This is a genomic window from Cellulosimicrobium sp. G4 BAM 1002 (genome assembly GCF_057126935.1).
Genome location: NZ_CP182109.1, coordinates 2201843 through 2218951, shown reverse-complemented (window position 1 = coordinate 2218951; position 17109 = coordinate 2201843). Strand labels below are relative to the sequence as shown.

Genomic DNA, 17109 nt, shown 5'->3' with positions numbered 1-17109 from the left:
GGGCCCATGCCCGACCTGCGACCCGCCGTCGACACCCTGCCGCTCGGATCGGCTCCACGACCCACGACGGCCCCGGACCTTCTCGCGCGGCTGCGTCCGGCCGTGGTCGAGGCGCTCGGCCCCGACGTCGACGGCCTCGAGCGCGTGCGGCTCGATGCCGCGCTCGACGGACCCGACGTGACGCGGCTCGAGGTGGACCTGACCGGCGTCCGCGTCCGCGTCGCCGGCTCGCGGGGGGCGGGCGCGGTCGAGCGGGACCCCTCCGGGCAACGGAGCCACACGGTCGACGCCGTGCGCTCACGGGAGGACGCGACGCTGCACCGGCTCCGCGTCGACGCGCACCCGCTGACGGTCGAGGACGTGCCCGTCGACGTCGTCGCCGAGGTCGACGGGCTGCGCTTCCGGTGGGTCGAGGGCACCGACGGCTCCCTGGCCGTCGAGGCCGTGGAGCCGAGCGACGACGCGCCGCTGGGCGGTCACGTCCGCGTCGCGGCGCCCCGCGACGCGGTCCTGGCCACCGCCCGCCGCCTCGTGGCGACGGAGCTGGAAGGCGTCGGGCTCAGTCTCGTCTCGCTCGACGTCGACCTCGTGTCGGACGGGCCCCGAAGCGTGTCCGTACGCGGGTTCGCCCGGGTGCGCAAGGGCATCCTCTCGGCGAGCGTGCGGGCGACCGCGACCGCCGAGGTGGACTCCCGGATGGTGCTCACCGTGCGCGACGTCGGCCTCTCGAGCCGCAACCCGGTCGTGGCGGCACTCCTCCTCGCCGCACGCGGCGAGGTCGCGAAGGCGGACGGGCAGAGCATCGACCTCGCGGCAGAGCTGCCCGACGGCATCCGTCTCGCCGACGTCCGCGTCGAGGTCGGCGCGACGCTCGCCGTCGCGGCCCGCTTCGCCTGACCGTCGAGGCTCGGCGACCTTGTGACTCTCCTCACGCCGACGTAGCGTCGGCAGCATGTGCCGGAACATCACCACCCTCCGCGGTCTCGAGCCTCCTGCCACCGACGAGGAGGTGGAGGCGGCCGCCCGCCAGTTCGTCCGCAAGGTCACGGGGATCCAGCGCACGAGCGCCGCGACCGAGGAGCCGTTCGAGCGCGCCGTCGACGAGGTCGCGGCGATCGTCGCCCGACTTCTCGACGAGCTCCCCGAGCGGCGCAACCCGCCGACGACCGTCCCTCCCCTGCGGCGCGAGGAGGTCCGGGCGCGCATCGCGGCGCGCGAGGCCGCCGAGCGCGAGCACGAGCGCGCCCACGCGCTCGGCCTCGCCCACACGCACGACGACGAGACCGTCGTGGAGCGCACCCCCGCCTGAGCGCCGCGGGAGCCGTCTAGGCTCGAGCCGTGGATCTCGACCTCCGGCCCCTCGACGACGCTGCCCCGACCGAGCCCGTGAGCGCCGGAATGCGGCGCGCCAAGGCCGACGCCCGATCGGCGCACGTGACCATCGGACAGGTCCGGGAGGACGCCTCGGGTCGCGTCTCGATCGACTGCTCGTGCGGCATGGCCCTGACCAACGGTCCGGACTGGACCGTCGACGAGCACATCAGGCTCCACCGTGCCGAGGCGCGCTATCTCGCCCTGAGCGCGGTCGCACCCGCCGGCATGCCCCGGCTCATCCCCGTCGACGCAGCGCGGCTCCCCCGCGTCGACTGAGCGTCACAGCTCGTCCGGGTCGTCCCACGACGTGCCGGACGACGCGCCCTCGATGGGCCGCCGCTCCGTCTCCGACAGCGAGTGCGGCGCTTTGCTCGCGTCGCCGCCCGTGAGCACGTCGCCGTGCTCGTCCTCGTCGCCGCGGCGCGGTGACAGACGGGCCGAGGCGACGTCGGACTCGTTGAGGTCGTCCCTGCGGTGCGCTTCGGTGCTCATGGCACGGGTCTACCAGGTCGGGAGGCGGCACGCACGCCGCCCCCGCCGTCGAGGCCGATGGTAGGCGAGCTCGTGAGCGGCGGTACGGATCGTTCGCGCTTGGCACACTATTTGATCCGACGTCGGAGCGGCCCGTGCCTCGACGGCACGTCGAGAGTGCTCTGCGACGACAGCGAGCGCGCACGCATGAAATCCTCGGGGGCATGCAGACCTGGCCGGGCCACCCCTACCCTCTGGGGGCGACGTATGACGGGACGGGCACCAACTTCGCCCTCTTCTCGGAAGTGGCGGAGCGTGTCGAGCTCTGCCTGCTCAAGGACGACGGCACCGAGCAGCGTGTCGACCTCGAGGAGGTCGACGCGCACGTGTGGCACGTCTACCTGCCGGGGAAGGGTCCCGGGACCCGGTACGGCTACCGGGTCCACGGCCCGTACGACCCCGCGAACGGGCACCGGTGCAACCCGTCGAAGCTCCTGCTCGACCCGTACGCCAAGGCGATCGAGGGACAGATCGACGGCGACGAGTCGCTCTTCTCCTACCGGTTCGACCAGCCCGAGCCGGACGGTCCCGCGACCGCGGAGACCGCCGACGACGACGGCGCCGGCCATGAGCCCGGTGACGACTCCCCCGCGTCGGCTCCCCCGCTCAACGACGACGACTCCGCCGCGCACACGATGGTCTCTGTCGTCGTCAACCCCTTCTTCGACTGGGGTCACGACCGCCCGCCGAACCGGGACTACCACGACAGCGTGATCTACGAGGCGCACGTCAAGGGCATGACGATGCGCCACCCGGACGTCCCGGAGGAGCTGCGGGGCACGTACGCGGGCATGGCGCACCCGGCGGTGATCGAGCACCTCGTGACGCTCGGCGTGACGGCCGTCGAGCTCATGCCGGTGCACCAGTTTGTCAACGACCCCACGCTCGTCGAGCGCGGTCTGAGCAACTACTGGGGCTACAACACGATCGGGTTCTTCGCGCCGCACAACGGCTACGCGGCGTACGGGACGCGCGGGCAGCAGGTCATGGAGTTCAAGACCATGGTCAAGGCGCTGCACGAGGCGGGCATCGAGGTCATCCTCGACGTGGTCTACAACCACACGGCCGAGGGCAACCACATGGGCCCGACGCTGTCTTTCCGCGGCATCGACAACAAGGCGTACTACCGCCTCGTCGACGGCGACGAGGCGCACTACTTCGACACGACCGGCACGGGGAACTCGCTGCTCATGCGCTCGCCGCACGTGCTGCAGCTCATCATGGACTCGCTGCGGTACTGGGTGACGGAGATGCACGTCGACGGCTTCCGCTTCGACCTGGCGGCCACGCTCGCGCGCCAGTTCCACGAGGTCGACCGGCTGTCGGCGTTCTTCGACATCGTCCAGCAGGACCCGGTGATCTCCCAGGTCAAGCTCATCGCCGAGCCGTGGGACCTCGGCGACGGCGGCTACCAGGTGGGCGGGTTCCCCCCGCTGTGGACCGAGTGGAACGGCGACTACCGCGACACGGTCCGCGACTTCTGGCGCGGCGAGGCCTCGACCCTGCCCGAGTTCGCGAGCCGGCTCACCGGGTCCTCCGACCTGTACGAGCACAGCGGCCGCAAGCCCATCGCGTCCATCAACTTCGTCACGGCCCACGACGGCTTCACGCTCAACGACCTCGTGTCGTACGACGAGAAGCACAACGAGGCGAACGGCGAGGACAACAGGGACGGGGAGAACCACAACCGCTCGTGGAACTGCGGCGTCGAGGGCCCGACCGACGACCCGGAGGTCCGCGCGCTGCGTGCGCGCCAGCGCCGCAACTTCCTCACGACGCTCCTGCTCTCCCAGGGCGTGCCGATGCTCGCGCACGGCGACGAGATCGGCCGCACCCAGGGCGGCAACAACAACGGGTACTGCCAGGACAACGAGATCACCTGGATGGACTGGGGCGACGGCGAGGGCCTCGACGACGAGCGTGCTGCCCTGCTCGACTTCGCACGCCGCGTCGTGTGGCTGCGGCGCGACCACCCCGTCCTGCACCGGCGGAGATTCTTCGCCGGACGGGGCGAGGACGACCGGACGACGGACCCCGCACGGCTGCCCGACATCGAGTGGCTCGACATCACGGGGTCGCGGATGGACCAGCAGGACTGGGACCACTCGTACGCGCGCTCGGTCATGGTGTTCCTCAACGGCGACGCGATCCCCGAGGGCGACCGGCGCGGGGAGCCCATCGTGGACGACTCGTTCCTCCTGCTCCTCAACGCCCACCACGACGTGCTGGACTTCACCGTCCCGCCGGCGGAGTACGGCGAGAGCTGGGACGTCGTGCTCGACACCGACGGGACCGTCGACGTCGGCGACGCGCTGGCCCCCGGGGACACGATCCCCGTCACGGGTCGCAGCGTCATCGTGCTGACCCGGCCGTCGACGCGATGACGGCTGCCTCCCCCGGGCCCGCCCGCCCGCGCGTGCCCGTCTCGACCTACCGCCTCCAGCTCGGACCCGACCTCACGTTCGACGACGCAGCGCGCCAGGTCCCGTACCTCGCGTCCCTCGGGGTCACGCACCTGTACCTCTCCCCCGTCCTGCAGGCGGCGCCGGGCTCGACCCACGGCTACGACGTCGTCGACCACTCCCGCGTCAGCGACGAGCTGGGCGGGCGGGACGGACTCGAGCGCCTCGCCGCGAGCGCCCACGCCACGGGGCTCGGCATGGTGCTCGACGTCGTCCCGAACCACATGGCGGTCCCCACGCCCGCGTGGCACAACCGCGCGCTGTGGTCGGTCCTCGAGGAGGGGCCGGACTCGCCGTTCGCGCACTGGTTCGACGTGGACTGGTCGGCGGGCGAGGGCGCGGTGCTCATGCCCGTGCTGGGCTCGCGGCTCGGCGACGTGCTCGCGGCGGGCGAGCTCGTGCTCGACGCGGTCGAGATCCCCGGCGAACCTGGCGCGCGCGCCGTCCTGCGGTACTTCGACCACGTCTTCCCCGTGCGGGCCGGGACCGAGGACCTGCCGCTGGTCGAGCTCGTGGAGCGCCAGCACTACCGTCTCGCGTTCTGGCGCGTGGGCGACGAGGAGCTCAACTACCGCCGGTTCTTCGACGTGGGCACGCTCGTCGCGGTGCGCGTGGAGGACGAGAGCGTCTTCGACGCGACCCACGCGCTCGTGCTCGACCTCGTGGCGGACGGCACGGTCGACGGGCTGCGGATCGACCACCCGGACGGTCTCGCCGACCCGGCGGAGTACCTCGAGCGCCTCGCGCGCCGCACGGGTGACGCCTGGGTCGTGGTGGAGAAGATCCTCGCGGGCGAGGAGCAGGTGCCCTCCGACTGGGCGACGGCCGGGACCACCGGGTACGACGTCGCGTGGCGGCTCCAGCAGCTCTTCGTCGACCCGGGCGGACGGGCGGGCCTGGACGCGGTGATGAGCCGCCTGACGGGTGCGGTGCCCGGCGGCCTGGAGGGCGTCGTCGAGAAGGCGAAGCGCGAGGTCGTCGCCGGCCCGCTCTACGCCGAGCTGCACCGCCTGACCGACCTCGCGGCCGCCGTCTGCCACGACGACCCACGGCTGCGCGACCACACCTGGCGCGGGCTGCACCAGTGCCTGCGCGAGCTGCTCGTGGCGTTCGACCGCTACCGCGCCTACGTCGTTCCGGGCACGCCGCCGCGCCACGAGGCCGTGCGGGCCGTCGAGGAGGCGGCCGCGGTCGCGCGGGCCCGGCTCGACCCGGAGCGCGGCGAGACGCTCGACGTCGTGGTGGACCTCGTGCTCGGCCGCGAGGTCGGGAGCGCGGGCCGGCGCCGTGAGGCGCGGCGCGACGAGCTCGTCGTGCGGTTCCAGCAGGTGTGCGGCGCGGTGATGGCGAAGGGCGTGGAGGACACGGCGTTCTACCGGTGGACCGAGCTCGTGAGCCTGTGCGAGGTCGGGGGCGAGCCCGACCGGTTCAGCCTCGGCACGCACGACTGGCACGCGTTCGCCCAGCGCTTCGTGGCGCTCACGCCGTACGGCCTCACGGCCGGCTCGACCCACGACACCAAGCGTGGCGAGGACACCCGCGCGGCGCTGGGCGTGCTCTCGGAGGACACGCGCGGCTGGGCCCGTCTCGTCGACGAGGTCCGGGCCGCGACGTCGGCCTACCGCGGCGCGCTCGTCGACGGCCTCGCCGAGAACCTCCTGTGGCAGACGGTCGCGGGGACGTGGCTCCCGGACACGGCGGACGGCGCAGACGTCGCGGCCTCGGCCGAGGGCGCGATCGCGGCCGACCGCCTCGTCGACTACCTCCGCAAGGCGCTGCGCGAGGCGAAGGTCGGGACGTCGTGGACGAGCCCCGACGAGGCGTACGAACGGGCGGTGGAGGACCTCGCCCGCCGGGCGCTGGCCGACGACCGCGTGCTCGCGGCCTTCGCGCGCTGGGCGAGGGACCACCGCGACGAGCTGCGGGCGGCGAGCCTCGGGCTCAAGCTCGCGCAGCTCACCGCGCCCGGCGTCGCGGACGTCTACCAGGGCAGCGAGACCTACGCACCGACGCTCGTCGACCCCGACAACCGGCAACCCGTGGGCTCCGAGGCGCTCGCCCGGCGGCTCGGACGACTCGACGACGGCGGTCCAGCCCGCACGCTCGCCGACGAGAAGCTCCTGGTCACCTCGCGCGCGCTGCGCGTGCGACGCGCTCTGCCGTCGGCGTTCACCGGACCGGGCGCGGGCTACGCCCCGCTCGCGACGTCGTCGTCGTGCGCGCTCGCGTTCGCCCGCACGACGGACGGCGGTCCGACCGACGGCGCCGCGGCGGGCGACGGTCCGGCGGGCGTCGGCACCGCTCGCGTCGTCACGGTCGTGACGCGGCTCGCCGGGACGGTCCGCCGGCTCGGCGGCTGGCGGGACCACGTCGTGACGCTCCCCGCTGCCGATCACCCGTGGCACGACGTGCTCACCGGGCGTGAGCACGCGCCGGGGACCGTACGCCTCGACGACCTGCTCGCGGACCGCCCGGTCGCGCTCCTGGTCCCCCGCGACGCGTCTGCCGCCTCCGGTACCGCCGCGACCTCCGACGCACCGGGGGGTGCGCCGTGACCCCCGTCCCGCCGCCCCGCGCGACGCCCATGCTGTCGGTGCCCGGGCCGCGCCCGATCGTCTGGGCGCCTGCCGCCCGCAGCGTCGACCTGCTCCTCCCCGAGCCCGGGTCGGGCACGTTCGACGGCGCCCGCCGCCTCCCGCTGCGCCTCGTCGGCGCGCACGTGCCCGGGTGGTGGGGGTACGACCACGAGCTGCCCTGGGAGACGGACTACGGCTACTCGGTGGACGGGGGCCCCGGCCGTCCCGACCCGCGCAGCCCGTGGCAGCCGTACGGCGTGCACGGGCCGAGCCGGACGTTCGACGCGTCGTTCGCCTGGACCGACGGCGCGTGGGCGGGCAAGGACGTGCGCGGCGAGGTCGTCTACGAGCTGCACGTCGGCACCTTCACCCCGCAGGGCACGCTCGACGCCGCGATCGACCGCCTCGACCACCTCGTCGGCCTGGGCGTCGGCGCGGTCGAGCTGATGCCGGTCGCCGCCTTCGGCGGGCGGTGGGGCTGGGGCTACGACGGCGTCCACCCGTACGCCGTCCACGCACCGTACGGAGGTCCGCGGGCGCTGCAGCGCTTCGTCGACGCGGCGCACGCGCGCGGGCTCGCCGTCGTGCTCGACGTCGTCTACAACCACCTCGGGCCGTCCGGGAACTACCTGCCCGAGTTCGGGCCCTACTTCACGGACGCGCACACCACGCCGTGGGGCTCGGCGATGAACCTGGACCGGTCGAGCAGCCGCGAGGTGCGCGAGTGGATCCTCGACAACGCCGAGCGCTGGTTCGTCGAGTTCCACCTCGACGCCCTGCGCCTCGACGCGGTGCACGCCCTCGTCGACGACTCGCCGACGCACGTGCTCGCCGAGCTCTCGCGCCGCGTGGAACGCGTCGGGCAGGAGCTCGGCCGCCCGCTCACCCTGATCGCCGAGTCGGACGAGAACGACCCTGCCACGGTCACGGGCGTCGAGCAGGGCGGGCGCGGGATGGGCGCCCAGTGGGCCGACGACGTCCACCACGCCCTGCACGCGCTGCTGACCGGCGAGCGCCAGGGCTACTACGTGGACTTCGGCTCGGTGGCCGTGCTGCGCAAGGCGCTCACCGGCGTCTTCGTGCACGACGGCACCTACTCGACGTTCCGCGGGCGGCCGTGGGGGCACCGGCTGCCTCCCGGGACGGACGGCCACGCGTTCGTCGTGTCCGCGCAGAACCACGACCAGGTCGGCAACCGCGCCCACGGAGACCGGACGTCGTCGACCCTCGACGGCGGCGGCCTCGCGACGGCCGCGGCGCTCGTCCTCGTCTCCCCGTTCACGCCGATGCTCTTCATGGGCGAGGAGTGGGGAGCCTCGACGCCCTGGCAGTTCTTCACCGACCACGCCGAACCCGAGCTCGCGGAGGCGGTCCGCGCCGGGCGCGCCGCCGAGTTCGCCGGGCACGGCTGGGGGGACGGGATCGCGGTCCCCGATCCCCAGGACCCTGCGACGCGGGCCGCGAGCGTGCTCGACTGGGGTGAGCGGCACCGGGGCGAGCACGCCCGGCTCCTCGCCTGGTACCGGGACCTGGTCGCCCTGCGCGCCCGTCCGGACGTCCGCTCGGGCGACCTGTCCGCGGTACGCGTGCACGGCCCCGCCGGCGCCGACGACGACGCGTCCGGCGAGGAGGCACGCGTCGCCGCCGCACCGCACGACGGCCCGGCGTTCGTCGTCGACCGTCGCACCGTCGCCGTCGCCGTGAACCTCGGGCGAGAGCCTCGGCAGCTCCGCCTCGCCCTGGGAGGCGCCCCGCGCCTCCTCGCGGCGTGGGACCCCGCCACGCGCGCGCGCGGCCGCGACGTCGAGCTGCCCGCGCGTGCGGTCGCCGTGCTGTCGTGGGTGTGACTACGCTCACGGGCATGTCGAAGAAGAAGCACGGCAAGGGCGGCGGCAAGGGCACCGGCAAGGCGACGGCGAAGCGCCCGGCTCCGGCGGCGGCAGCCCACCCCGAGTGGGACGTCCCGCCGAGCGAGGCGCTGCGCGTACCCGCCGGCTTCGACCTCGCGGCGTACGACCGGGCCTCGACCCCCGGCTTCGACGGCGACAAGGCGGCCGGCCAGGCGCTCGTGGCGCACCACGCCGACGAGCTCTCGGACCTCCAGGAGCGGCTCTTCGCGGAGGGCCGGTCCGGGGGGTCACGGTCGGTGCTCCTCGTGCTGCAGGGCATGGACACCTCGGGCAAGGGCGGCATCGTCCGCCACGTCGTCGGACTCGTCGACCCGCAGGGCGTCGCGCACCGGTCGTTCGGCGTGCCGACCCCGGAGGAGCGCAAGCACCACTACCTGTGGCGGGTCCGCCGCGCGCTCCCCGAGCCCGGGTACATCGGCGTGTTCGACCGCTCGCACTACGAGGACGTGCTCGTGGCCCGGGTCGACGAGCTCGTGGCGCCCGAGGTGTGGGAGCGGCGCTACGACGAGATCAACCGGTTCGAGGAGAAGGTCCTCGCGTCGGGCACGACGATCGTCAAGGTCGCGCTGTTCGTGTCCTACGAGGAGCAGCGCGCCCGCCTCATGGAGCGACTCGAGCGCCCGGACAAGTTCTGGAAGTACAACCCGAACGACGTCGACTCCCGGAAGAGGTGGCCCGCGTACCAGGAGGCCTACCAGTCCGTGCTCGAGCGGACGAGCACCGAGACCGCCCCGTGGCACGTCGTCCCCGCCGACCGCAAGTGGTTCGCCCGCCTCGCGGTGAGCGAGCTGCTGCTCGACGCGCTGCGCCGCCTCGACCTCGGCTGGCCGGCGGCGGACTTCGACGTCAAGGTCGAGAAGAAGCGCCTCGCCGCGACGTGACCATCGCGTTCCGACCCCTGGAGCAGCGCGACCTCGCGATGCTCGCGGGGTGGCTCGCGCAGCCGCACGTCGCACGCTGGTGGCACCACGAGACGACGCCGGAGGCCGTCGAGCGCGACTTCGGTCGCTCGGTGCGCGGCGACGAGCCCGGCGAGGACCTGGTCGTCCTCGTCGACGGCGCACCCGTCGGGCTGCTGCAGCGCTCGTTCATGCGCGACTACCGGGAATACCGGGACGAGCTCGTGGGAGCGGGCGTCGAGGTCCCGGACGGCGCGGTGACCCTCGACTACCTCATCGGTGACCCGGGCCGCACGGGGCACGGGCTCGGCGCGCGGGTCATCGCGGCGGCGACGCGCGACACCTGGTCACGCCACCCCGGCGCCACGACGGTCGTCGTGCCGGTCTCGACGGCGAACGTCGCGTCCTGGCGCGCCCTCGAGAAGGCGGGTTTCGCGCGCGTCGGCACGGCGGACCTCGAGCCGGACAACCCGGTCGACTCGAGAGAGCACGTGGTGTACCGGCTCGACCGGCCGGTCGGGTGACGGGCGGTCAGGCGGCGCGCACGAGCCGGCGGCCGTCCTCCGCGAGCGCCCCGAGGCGCGAGAGCGCGCGGAAGTACTTCTTGCGGTACCCGCCGCGCAGCATCTCCTCGGTGAACAGGCTCCGCTCGCCGAGGTACTCCCCCGTCCCCGAGAGCAGCACCGGGACGTCGCGGTCGTAGAGCCGGTCGACGAGCACGACGAGCCGCAGTGCGGCCGACTGCTCCGTGACAGGGTGCACGTCCGTGAGCGCGACGACCTCGACACCGTCCAGGAGGGCGCGGTACCGGCTCGGGTGCACCTGCGCGAGGTGCGCGAGCAGGTCGTCGAAGGCGTCGAGCGTCGACCCCGCGCTCGCCGCGGCGACACGGCGCACGGCGTCCTCGGGCAGTGGCTTCGAGTCCGTGACGACGGCGCGGTGGCGGTAGTCCTCGCCGTCGACGCGCAGCACCTCGAAGCGTGCGGCGAGCGCCTGGATCTCCCGCAGGAAGTCCTCGGCCGCGAAGCGGCCCTCGCCGAGCGCCTCGGGCAGCGTGTTCGACGTCGCCGCGAGCGCCACGCCGCGGTCGGCGAGCTCGCGCAGCAGCCGGGACATGAGGACGGTGTCGCCCGGGTCGTCGAGCTCGAACTCGTCGATGCACACGAGCTTCTTGGTCGCGAGAGCGTCGACGGTCGCCTGGAACCCGAGCGCACCGACGAGGTTCGTGTACTCGACGAACGTCCCGTAGGCGCTGACCTCGAGGCCGACGGCGTGCGCGAGCGACGTCAGCAGGTGCGTCTTGCCGACGCCGAACCCGCCGTCCATGTACACCGCGGGCGCCGGCTGCTTCCGGGTGCCGAACAGCCCCTTGCGCGCGGGCTTCACGACGGCGGTCGCGACCTCCTCGAGGCGCGCGACCGTACGCGCCTGGCTCGGGTAGGCGGGGTTCGCGCGGTACGTCGAGAAGCGCGCGTCGGCGAAGTGGCGGGGAGGCAGCAGGTCGGCGAGGAGCCGCGCGGGCGCCACGGCGGGCCGGACGTCGGACAGCGCGCGGACGGTGCTCCGGGCGGTGCTCGAGGGCTGGCCGACGCGGTCGGCGGTCGTGCCGACGGACGGGTTGCCGTCGGTCGCTGGTGCTGCAGTCACGAGGATCCAGCCTACGCCGGTGACTAGCCTGGTTGCTGTGACCTCTGCCACGACCCCCTCCGCTCTCCCGTCCGACGCCGCCGCGGCGACTGCCGGCGGGCGCGCGGACCTGCCAGCTCTCGACCTCCTGCTGCCGGTCGCCGAGCACGTGCCGCCCGACCCGACGGAGGAGCGTCTCGCCGCGCTCTACGCCTACGGACCGCCGTCACGTGGCGCGTCGGTCGTGCGCGCGAACATGGTCGCGAGCGTCGACGGCGCGGCCTGGGGCCCGGACCACCGGTCCGGCTCGATCAACGACGACGCCGACTGGCGGGTCTTCCGCGTGCTGCGCGCGCTCGCCGACGTCGTTCTCGTGGGTGCCGGCACGGCGCGTGCCGAGGGGTACACCGCGCTGGACCGCCCCCGCGGGCTCGGGCACCTGCGTCCCGCGCCGCTCGAGCTCGCCGTCGTGACGCGCACGGGCCGGGTCCCCGAGGTGCTCGCCCGGGCCGAGCGGCCGCCTTACGTGCTCACGGGTCCGCAGGGTGCGGACCCCGCGCGGGGCGACGTGCCGGCGGACCGCGTGCTCGTCGTCGGGCACGACGTCGAGGTGGCGAGCGCCGAGCCTCGTGAGGTGGACCTCGCAGCCGGGCTCGCGGCCCTGGCCGAGCGCGGCCTGACGCGCGTCCTGACCGAGGGCGGCCCCACGCTTCTCGGGGACCTCCTCGCCGCCGACCTCGTCGACGAGCTGTGCGTCACGACGACGCCGGTCGTCGTCGGCCGCGGCCCGGGCCGGATCGTGGCGGGCGCGGCGCCGTCGGGTGTCCCCGCCGACCCTTCGGGCGCCGCCGCCCGGCCGCCACGGCTCGCCCACCTGCTGCACAGCCCCGTCGACCGGCCGGGATCACCCGCCGGTACGACCGCCGCGCGCTGGCTGCTGCCGATAGGCTGACCGGCGTGACCGACACGATCCTCGTCCTGACCGAAGACACGCTGAACCCGGCCGACGTCCAGCACATCCTGTCGCTGCACGCGGACGAGACGCTGGCCTACCGCGTGCTCGTGCCGGCCGACACCGAGCGCAACCTGGTCTCCGCGATCGTCGACCACCTCAGCGTGGGCGAGCTCAAGGAGGCCTGGGACGAGGTCCTGGGGCGCGAGCCGTCGCCGGTCCAGGCGAAGGCGACGGCGGCCGAGCAGCTCGAGCGCAGCCTCGCCGAGCTGCAGGACGCCGGCCGCGAGGCCGACGGGTCCGTCACCGACGACGACCCGCTGCCCGCCCTGCGCAAGGCCGTCGCCGCCGGGGACGTGCGGGAGATCGTCGTCGTCACCTACCCGCACGCGGTCGAGGACACGTTCCACACCGACTGGGCGTCGCGCGCCCGCGAGGAGCTCCACGTCCCCGTGCTGCACCTCTACTCCGGGACCAGCGAGCTCGGCTGACCCAGCCCGCGGCGCCCCGCGCCCGTGGGATGACCGGGTCCGCGGAGGTCGAGGTGGTCACACCTCGCGGACGCGGTGCCCGGCGCGTCGAATGGTCGCGCGCGCGAGCTGGTCGGTGGAGTCGAGGTAGAGCGGGTCGGCGAGCAGGTCGTGGTCGACGGCGACGACCGAGAGCTCGGTGCACCCGAGCACGATCACCTGGGCCCCCCGGTCGACGAGGCGTCCGGCGACCGCGCGGAACGTGTCGAGGTCCACGGGTCGGCCCGCCTTGACCTGCTCGTAGATGATGCGCGAGACGAGCGCCTGGTCCGCCTCGTCCGGCACGAGGGTCTGGACGCCGTGCTGCGCGAACGCGTCCTGGTACACGCCCGACGCGGCCGTCCCGGCCGTCGCGAGCAGGCCGACGGCCCCTAGGCCGGGGACCCGCTCACGCGCCGCGTCGACCGTCGTGGTGATGATCGACACGAACGGGACGGTGATCGCGTCGAGCACCTGCTGCGTGAAGTAGTGCGCCGTGTTGCACGGCATGACGAGGAAGTCCGCGCCGAACGCCTCCAGGCGCTGCGCGTCGCGCGCGAGCACCGGCCCGGGGTCGGCGTCCGACCGGCCGAGGATGAAGTCCGTCCGGTCCGGGATCGTCGCGTGGTTGAGCACGACGGCGTCCACGTGGTCCTGGTCGCGCTCCGCCTCGGTGAGCGCCACGAGGAGCTGCAGGAAGTACGCCGTGGCGAGCGGTCCGACACCTCCGAGCACTCCGACGAGGGGCTGCGTGCTGTCCTGGTCCGGTCGCGACGTCACCCGTGGATCCTACGGCGCGCGAACCGACGAACACGGCGCGGCCGGGACCGGGACGATGGTCCGGCCGGTCGCTAGGGTGGCGGCCATGAGCGTCCGCCACGTCCTGTTCGACGCCGACGGCGTGCTCCAGCACGTGCCCGCCGGCTGGTGGGCGGCCGTCGAGACCTACCTCGGCGACCGGACCCGCGACTTCGTCCGCGAGACCTGGAGCGAGGAGCTGCCGATGCTCGTCGGGGACGGCGACTTCCTGCCGGTCCTCGCCGCCGGGCTCCGGCGCTACGGCGTCGCCGAGCCCGCCGAGGTCGTGTACCGCGCCGTGTGGTGCGACGCGCTCGTGGTCGTCGAGGAGTCGTTCGCGCTCGTCCGCGCGCTCCGGTCGCGCGGCTACGGCGTGCACCTGGGCACCAACCAGGAGCGCCGGCGCGTAGAGTTCATGCGCTCCACGCTGGGCTACGACGACGAGTTCGACTCGAGCTGGTACTCGTGCGAGCTCGGGCTCGCGAAGCCCGACCCGCGGTTCTTCGCCGAGGCGGCGCGCGGGATGGGCGCGGACCCGTCGTCCGTGCTGTTCGTCGACGACACGGAGCGCAACGTCGACGGCGCGCGCGCCGCGGGCATGGTGGGCGTGCACTGGGACGTCTCGCGCGGCCACGACGAGCTCGTCCGGCTCCTCGGCGAGCACGGAGTCGACGCCGCAGGACTGCGCGCTGTCTGAGCCCGGCCGGGCAGCGTCCTCGTAGGATGGCGGACGGCCTGGTGCACCCGACGAGTGCCCGACACGCACGGAACCAGAAGAACGGACGACCCCCCGCGATGACGTACGGCAACGCCGAGTTCCTCCCCATCGTCCTGGGGACCAACCTCAACACCTACAACATCGCGAGGTCGTTGCACGAGGCGTACGGCATCCGCACCCTGGCGCTCGGCCGCTTCCCCCTGCGGGAGACGGCGGACTCCCGCATCGTCGACGTGCGCACCTACCGCGACTTCGACGACCCCGAGCGCATCGTCGCGGTCCTGCGCGAGCTGGCCGCCGAGTTCCCGGGCCGCAAGCGCCTGCTCATCGCGAACATCGAGTTCTACACGAACGTCGTGATCGCGCACCGGGCCGAGCTCGAGGACCTCTACGTCATCCCGCTCGTCGGCCAGGAGCTGGCCGCGCGCCTCATGAACAAGACCGACTTCTACCGCACGTGCGCCGAGCTCGGGGTTCCGCACCCGGAGACCGTGATCGCGACGGCGGCGGACGTCGACGCGCCCGGCTTCGGCGAGGACCTGCCCTTCCCCTACCCCCTGATCCTCAAGCCGTCCGACACGGACACCTACCCGCGCCTGCGGTTCGAGGGGAAGAAGAAGGTATACCTCGTCTCCGACGCCGCCGAGCTGCGCGACGTCGCGCGCCGCGTCTACGCGGCCGGCTACGCCGACGACCTCATCGTCCAGGAGTACCTCGCGGGCGACGAGTCGGTCATGCGCGTGGTCAACACGTACTCCGACCGGCACGGTCGCCTGCGGTTCCTGTCGGCCGCCCAGATCGTGCTCGGCGAGTACGACCCGAAGCTCGTCGGGAACTACAACGCCGTCGTGACGATGAAGGACGACAAGCTCACGGAGTCGGTCCGGCACCTGCTCGACAGCCTGGGCTACGTCGGCGCGGCGAACCTCGACGTCATGTACGACCGCCGCACCGGCACGAGCAAGATCCTCGAGGTCAACCTGCGCCAGGGCGCGGCGAGCTTCTACACGATGGCCGCGGGCGGCAACCTCGCGCGCTGCTACGTCGAGGACCTGGTCCACGGGCGCGAGCTTCTCGAACAGGTCACGTCCGACGCACGGCTGTGGGTCAACGTGCCCTACCCGGTCGTCCGGGCGCTCGTCCCGGTCTCGCTGCGCCACCGTGTCAAGAAGGCGCGCAAGCACGGGGTGTGGCACACGCTGCGCTACGCGCCGGACAGGAGCCTGCGACGCCGGGTCGACGTGTGGCGCGTCGACCTGCGCCACACGCTCGACTACGTGAAGTTCGCGCGCTCACGCCCGGCGGCCTGACGCCGCCGGGCTCGGGCGCGTGAGGATCACAGGCTCTTCAGCGCCGCGAACCGGGCGAGGAACAGTGTCTGTGCGACGACCATGCGCTCGATCTCGTCAGGGTCGACGCTCTCGTCGGAGGCGTGGATCCGCGCTCCGGCCACGTCCTCCGGGCCCCACAGGATGAACTCGGCGCCCGGGGCGACCTGGGCGAGGGTGCGCAGGAGAGGGATGGACCCTCCGCTGCCCACGTCTCCCGCGGCCTTGCCGAAGGCGTCCGTGAGCGCCTCGCGTGCGGCACGGACCGCCGGTCCGTCGGTCGGGCACTGGAACGGCGGGGCGGTCTTGGTGCGTTCGACCTCGACCTGAGCCCCCCAGGGCGCGGAGCGTTCGAGATGGGCGACGAGCGCGTCGAGCTCTCGGACCGGGTCGGCGCCTGGGACGATCCGCATCGAGATCTTGGCGCGGGCTCGCGGGATGAGCACGTTGGAAGATCCCGCGACGCTCGTCGTGTCCACGCCGATGGCGTTGATGGACGGCTTCGTCCACAGCCTGTCCCCGACGCTTCCCGTCCCGACGAGCTCGACACCGTCGAGCAGGTCCGCGCTGGCCAGGAACTCCTCGGACGAAGGCCCTTCGCCCTCCCACGTCCCCGACGTGACGCCCGGGACGGCGACGTCACCGGCGTCGTCCTGCAGCGTGGAGAGCAGCCGGGCCATCGCCATCATCGCGTCCGGCGTCGGCCCGCCGAAGATGCCGGAGTGCAGCGGGTGCTGGAGCGTGCTGACCGTCACGACGCACGCCACGTCACCTCGCAGCGCCGTCGTCAGGACGGGTTCGCCGGTGCGGAGGTTGCCCATGTCACAGACCACGAAGGCGTCGCACACGAACAGCTCGGGGTGCGCCTCGACGAACGCCTCGAGGTTGCTCTCGGTCTCCTCCATGCCCTCGAGCACGATCCTCAGGGTGCAGGGCGGGCGCCCCTCGAACAGCTGCAGCGTGCCGAGGTGGCAGGCGATGCCACCCTTGTCGTCCGCGGCGCCCCGTCCGCTCAGACGACCATCGGACCTCAGCGCCGGCGACCACGGGTCGGTCGTCCAGCCCTGCTCCGGCGGCGCGGGCTGGACGTCGTAGTGGGCGTAGAGCACGACCACCGGCGACCCCGGAGGTCCGGGAAGCTCGCCGTAGACGGGCGGGTATCCGGACGGCACCTCCATGAGTCGCGCGTCGCGCACCCCCGCCTCGTGGAGCATCCTCGACGCGGCGCGGGCCATCTCCTCGACCGGACCGGGCGGGTATCCCGGGAAGGCGACGGAGGGGATCGCGACGAGCTCGGCGAGAGAGTCGAGCAGCGCCGGCATGAGCGCCGAGGCACGTGCGGCGACGTCGTCCGTCTCCATGAGGTGCTCCTGTCGTGCGGTGCGGCCCGCCGTGGACGGGCGCGGGGGGACCAGAGGCTCGGTCG

At 73.5% G+C, this 17109-nt stretch carries 16 protein-coding genes; 12 read left to right on the top strand and 4 right to left on the bottom strand.

Features of this window, described 5'->3' with window-relative positions; translation table 11 throughout:
* Positions 1 to 6 precede the first annotated feature (6 nt).
* The 3 genes from ACMXGY_RS09945 to ACMXGY_RS09935 are packed head-to-tail and all read left to right on the top strand — an operon-like array spanning position 7 to position 1650.
* Complete coding sequence (locus tag ACMXGY_RS09945) at positions 7 to 897, top strand: hypothetical protein (RefSeq protein ID WP_483776668.1); 891 nt, start codon at positions 7 to 9, stop codon at positions 895 to 897.
* Between the two features lie 55 nt (positions 898 to 952).
* The gene (locus ACMXGY_RS09940; protein ID WP_483776667.1) at positions 953 to 1309 is read left to right on the top strand and encodes a DUF2277 domain-containing protein; all 357 of its coding nucleotides are present in this window, start codon (positions 953 to 955) and stop codon (positions 1307 to 1309) included.
* Positions 1310 to 1338: 29 nt separating this feature from the next.
* On the top strand, positions 1339 to 1650 hold the full coding sequence (locus tag ACMXGY_RS09935) for a hypothetical protein (protein WP_483776666.1): 312 nt from the start codon (positions 1339 to 1341) through the stop codon (positions 1648 to 1650).
* Positions 1651 to 1653: 3 nt separating this feature from the next.
* Here the strand turns inward: ACMXGY_RS09935 and ACMXGY_RS09930 are convergent, their stop codons facing one another.
* On the bottom strand, positions 1654 to 1866 hold the full coding sequence (locus ACMXGY_RS09930; protein ID WP_483776665.1) for a hypothetical protein: 213 nt from the start codon (positions 1864 to 1866) through the stop codon (positions 1654 to 1656).
* A 203-nt stretch (positions 1867 to 2069) separates the two neighbouring features.
* On the opposite strand from ACMXGY_RS09930, the gene glgX reads away from it, so the two are divergent.
* From glgX to ACMXGY_RS09905, 5 genes are read left to right on the top strand one after another with little or no spacing between them, the layout of a single operon-like run.
* Complete coding sequence (gene glgX / locus ACMXGY_RS09925) at positions 2070 to 4289, top strand: glycogen debranching protein GlgX (RefSeq protein ID WP_483776664.1); 2220 nt, start codon at positions 2070 to 2072, stop codon at positions 4287 to 4289.
* A complete protein-coding gene (gene treY, locus ACMXGY_RS09920; RefSeq protein ID WP_483776663.1) occupies positions 4286 to 6922 on the top strand; it encodes a malto-oligosyltrehalose synthase in 2637 nt (878 codons plus the stop codon). Before glgX ends, treY begins: the two co-directional genes overlap by 4 nt.
* 29 nt (positions 6923 to 6951) lie before the next feature.
* The gene (gene treZ / locus ACMXGY_RS09915) at positions 6952 to 8790 is read left to right on the top strand and encodes a malto-oligosyltrehalose trehalohydrolase (RefSeq protein ID WP_483776837.1); all 1839 of its coding nucleotides are present in this window, start codon (positions 6952 to 6954) and stop codon (positions 8788 to 8790) included.
* Between the two features lie 14 nt (positions 8791 to 8804).
* Positions 8805 to 9734, top strand: coding sequence for a PPK2 family polyphosphate kinase (locus ACMXGY_RS09910; protein WP_483776662.1), 930 nt, complete (start codon positions 8805 to 8807; stop codon positions 9732 to 9734).
* Entirely contained in the window at positions 9731 to 10276 is a 546-nt protein-coding gene (locus ACMXGY_RS09905; RefSeq protein ID WP_483776661.1) for a GNAT family N-acetyltransferase, read from the top strand. The genes ACMXGY_RS09910 and ACMXGY_RS09905 overlap by 4 nt, the downstream gene beginning before the upstream one ends.
* Before the next feature lie 7 nt (positions 10277 to 10283).
* On the opposite strand, the gene zapE is transcribed toward ACMXGY_RS09905, so the two are convergent.
* Positions 10284 to 11399: a cell division protein ZapE gene (gene zapE, locus ACMXGY_RS09900; RefSeq protein WP_483776660.1), complete on the bottom strand. Its 1116-nt coding sequence runs from the start codon at positions 11397 to 11399 to the stop codon at positions 10284 to 10286.
* A gap of 37 nt (positions 11400 to 11436) precedes the next feature.
* On the opposite strand from zapE, the gene ACMXGY_RS09895 reads away from it, so the two are divergent.
* Both ACMXGY_RS09895 and ACMXGY_RS09890 read left to right on the top strand, forming a co-directional pair.
* Positions 11437 to 12330, top strand: a complete 894-nt coding sequence (locus ACMXGY_RS09895) for a dihydrofolate reductase family protein (protein ID WP_483776659.1) — start codon at positions 11437 to 11439, stop codon at positions 12328 to 12330.
* A gap of 5 nt (positions 12331 to 12335) precedes the next feature.
* A complete protein-coding gene (locus ACMXGY_RS09890) occupies positions 12336 to 12821 on the top strand; it encodes a hypothetical protein (protein ID WP_483776658.1) in 486 nt (161 codons plus the stop codon).
* 57 nt (positions 12822 to 12878) lie between these two features.
* On the opposite strand, the gene cuyB is transcribed toward ACMXGY_RS09890, so the two are convergent.
* Complete coding sequence (cuyB, locus tag ACMXGY_RS09885) at positions 12879 to 13619, bottom strand: cysteate racemase (protein WP_483776657.1); 741 nt, start codon at positions 13617 to 13619, stop codon at positions 12879 to 12881.
* 85 nt (positions 13620 to 13704) lie between these two features.
* Here cuyB and ACMXGY_RS09880 point away from each other — a divergent pair, with 85 nt between their 5' ends.
* Both ACMXGY_RS09880 and ACMXGY_RS09875 read left to right on the top strand, forming a co-directional pair.
* Positions 13705 to 14334, top strand: coding sequence for an HAD family hydrolase (locus tag ACMXGY_RS09880; protein WP_483776656.1), 630 nt, complete (start codon positions 13705 to 13707; stop codon positions 14332 to 14334).
* 98 nt (positions 14335 to 14432) lie between these two features.
* Positions 14433 to 15665 (top strand): carboxylate--amine ligase, encoded by a 1233-nt coding sequence (locus ACMXGY_RS09875; protein WP_483776655.1) that lies wholly within the window; start codon positions 14433 to 14435, stop codon positions 15663 to 15665.
* A gap of 26 nt (positions 15666 to 15691) precedes the next feature.
* Here the strand turns inward: ACMXGY_RS09875 and ACMXGY_RS09870 are convergent, their stop codons facing one another.
* On the bottom strand, positions 15692 to 17044 hold the full coding sequence (locus ACMXGY_RS09870) for a M20/M25/M40 family metallo-hydrolase (RefSeq protein WP_483776654.1): 1353 nt from the start codon (positions 17042 to 17044) through the stop codon (positions 15692 to 15694).
* Between the last annotated feature and the right edge of the window lie 65 nt (positions 17045 to 17109).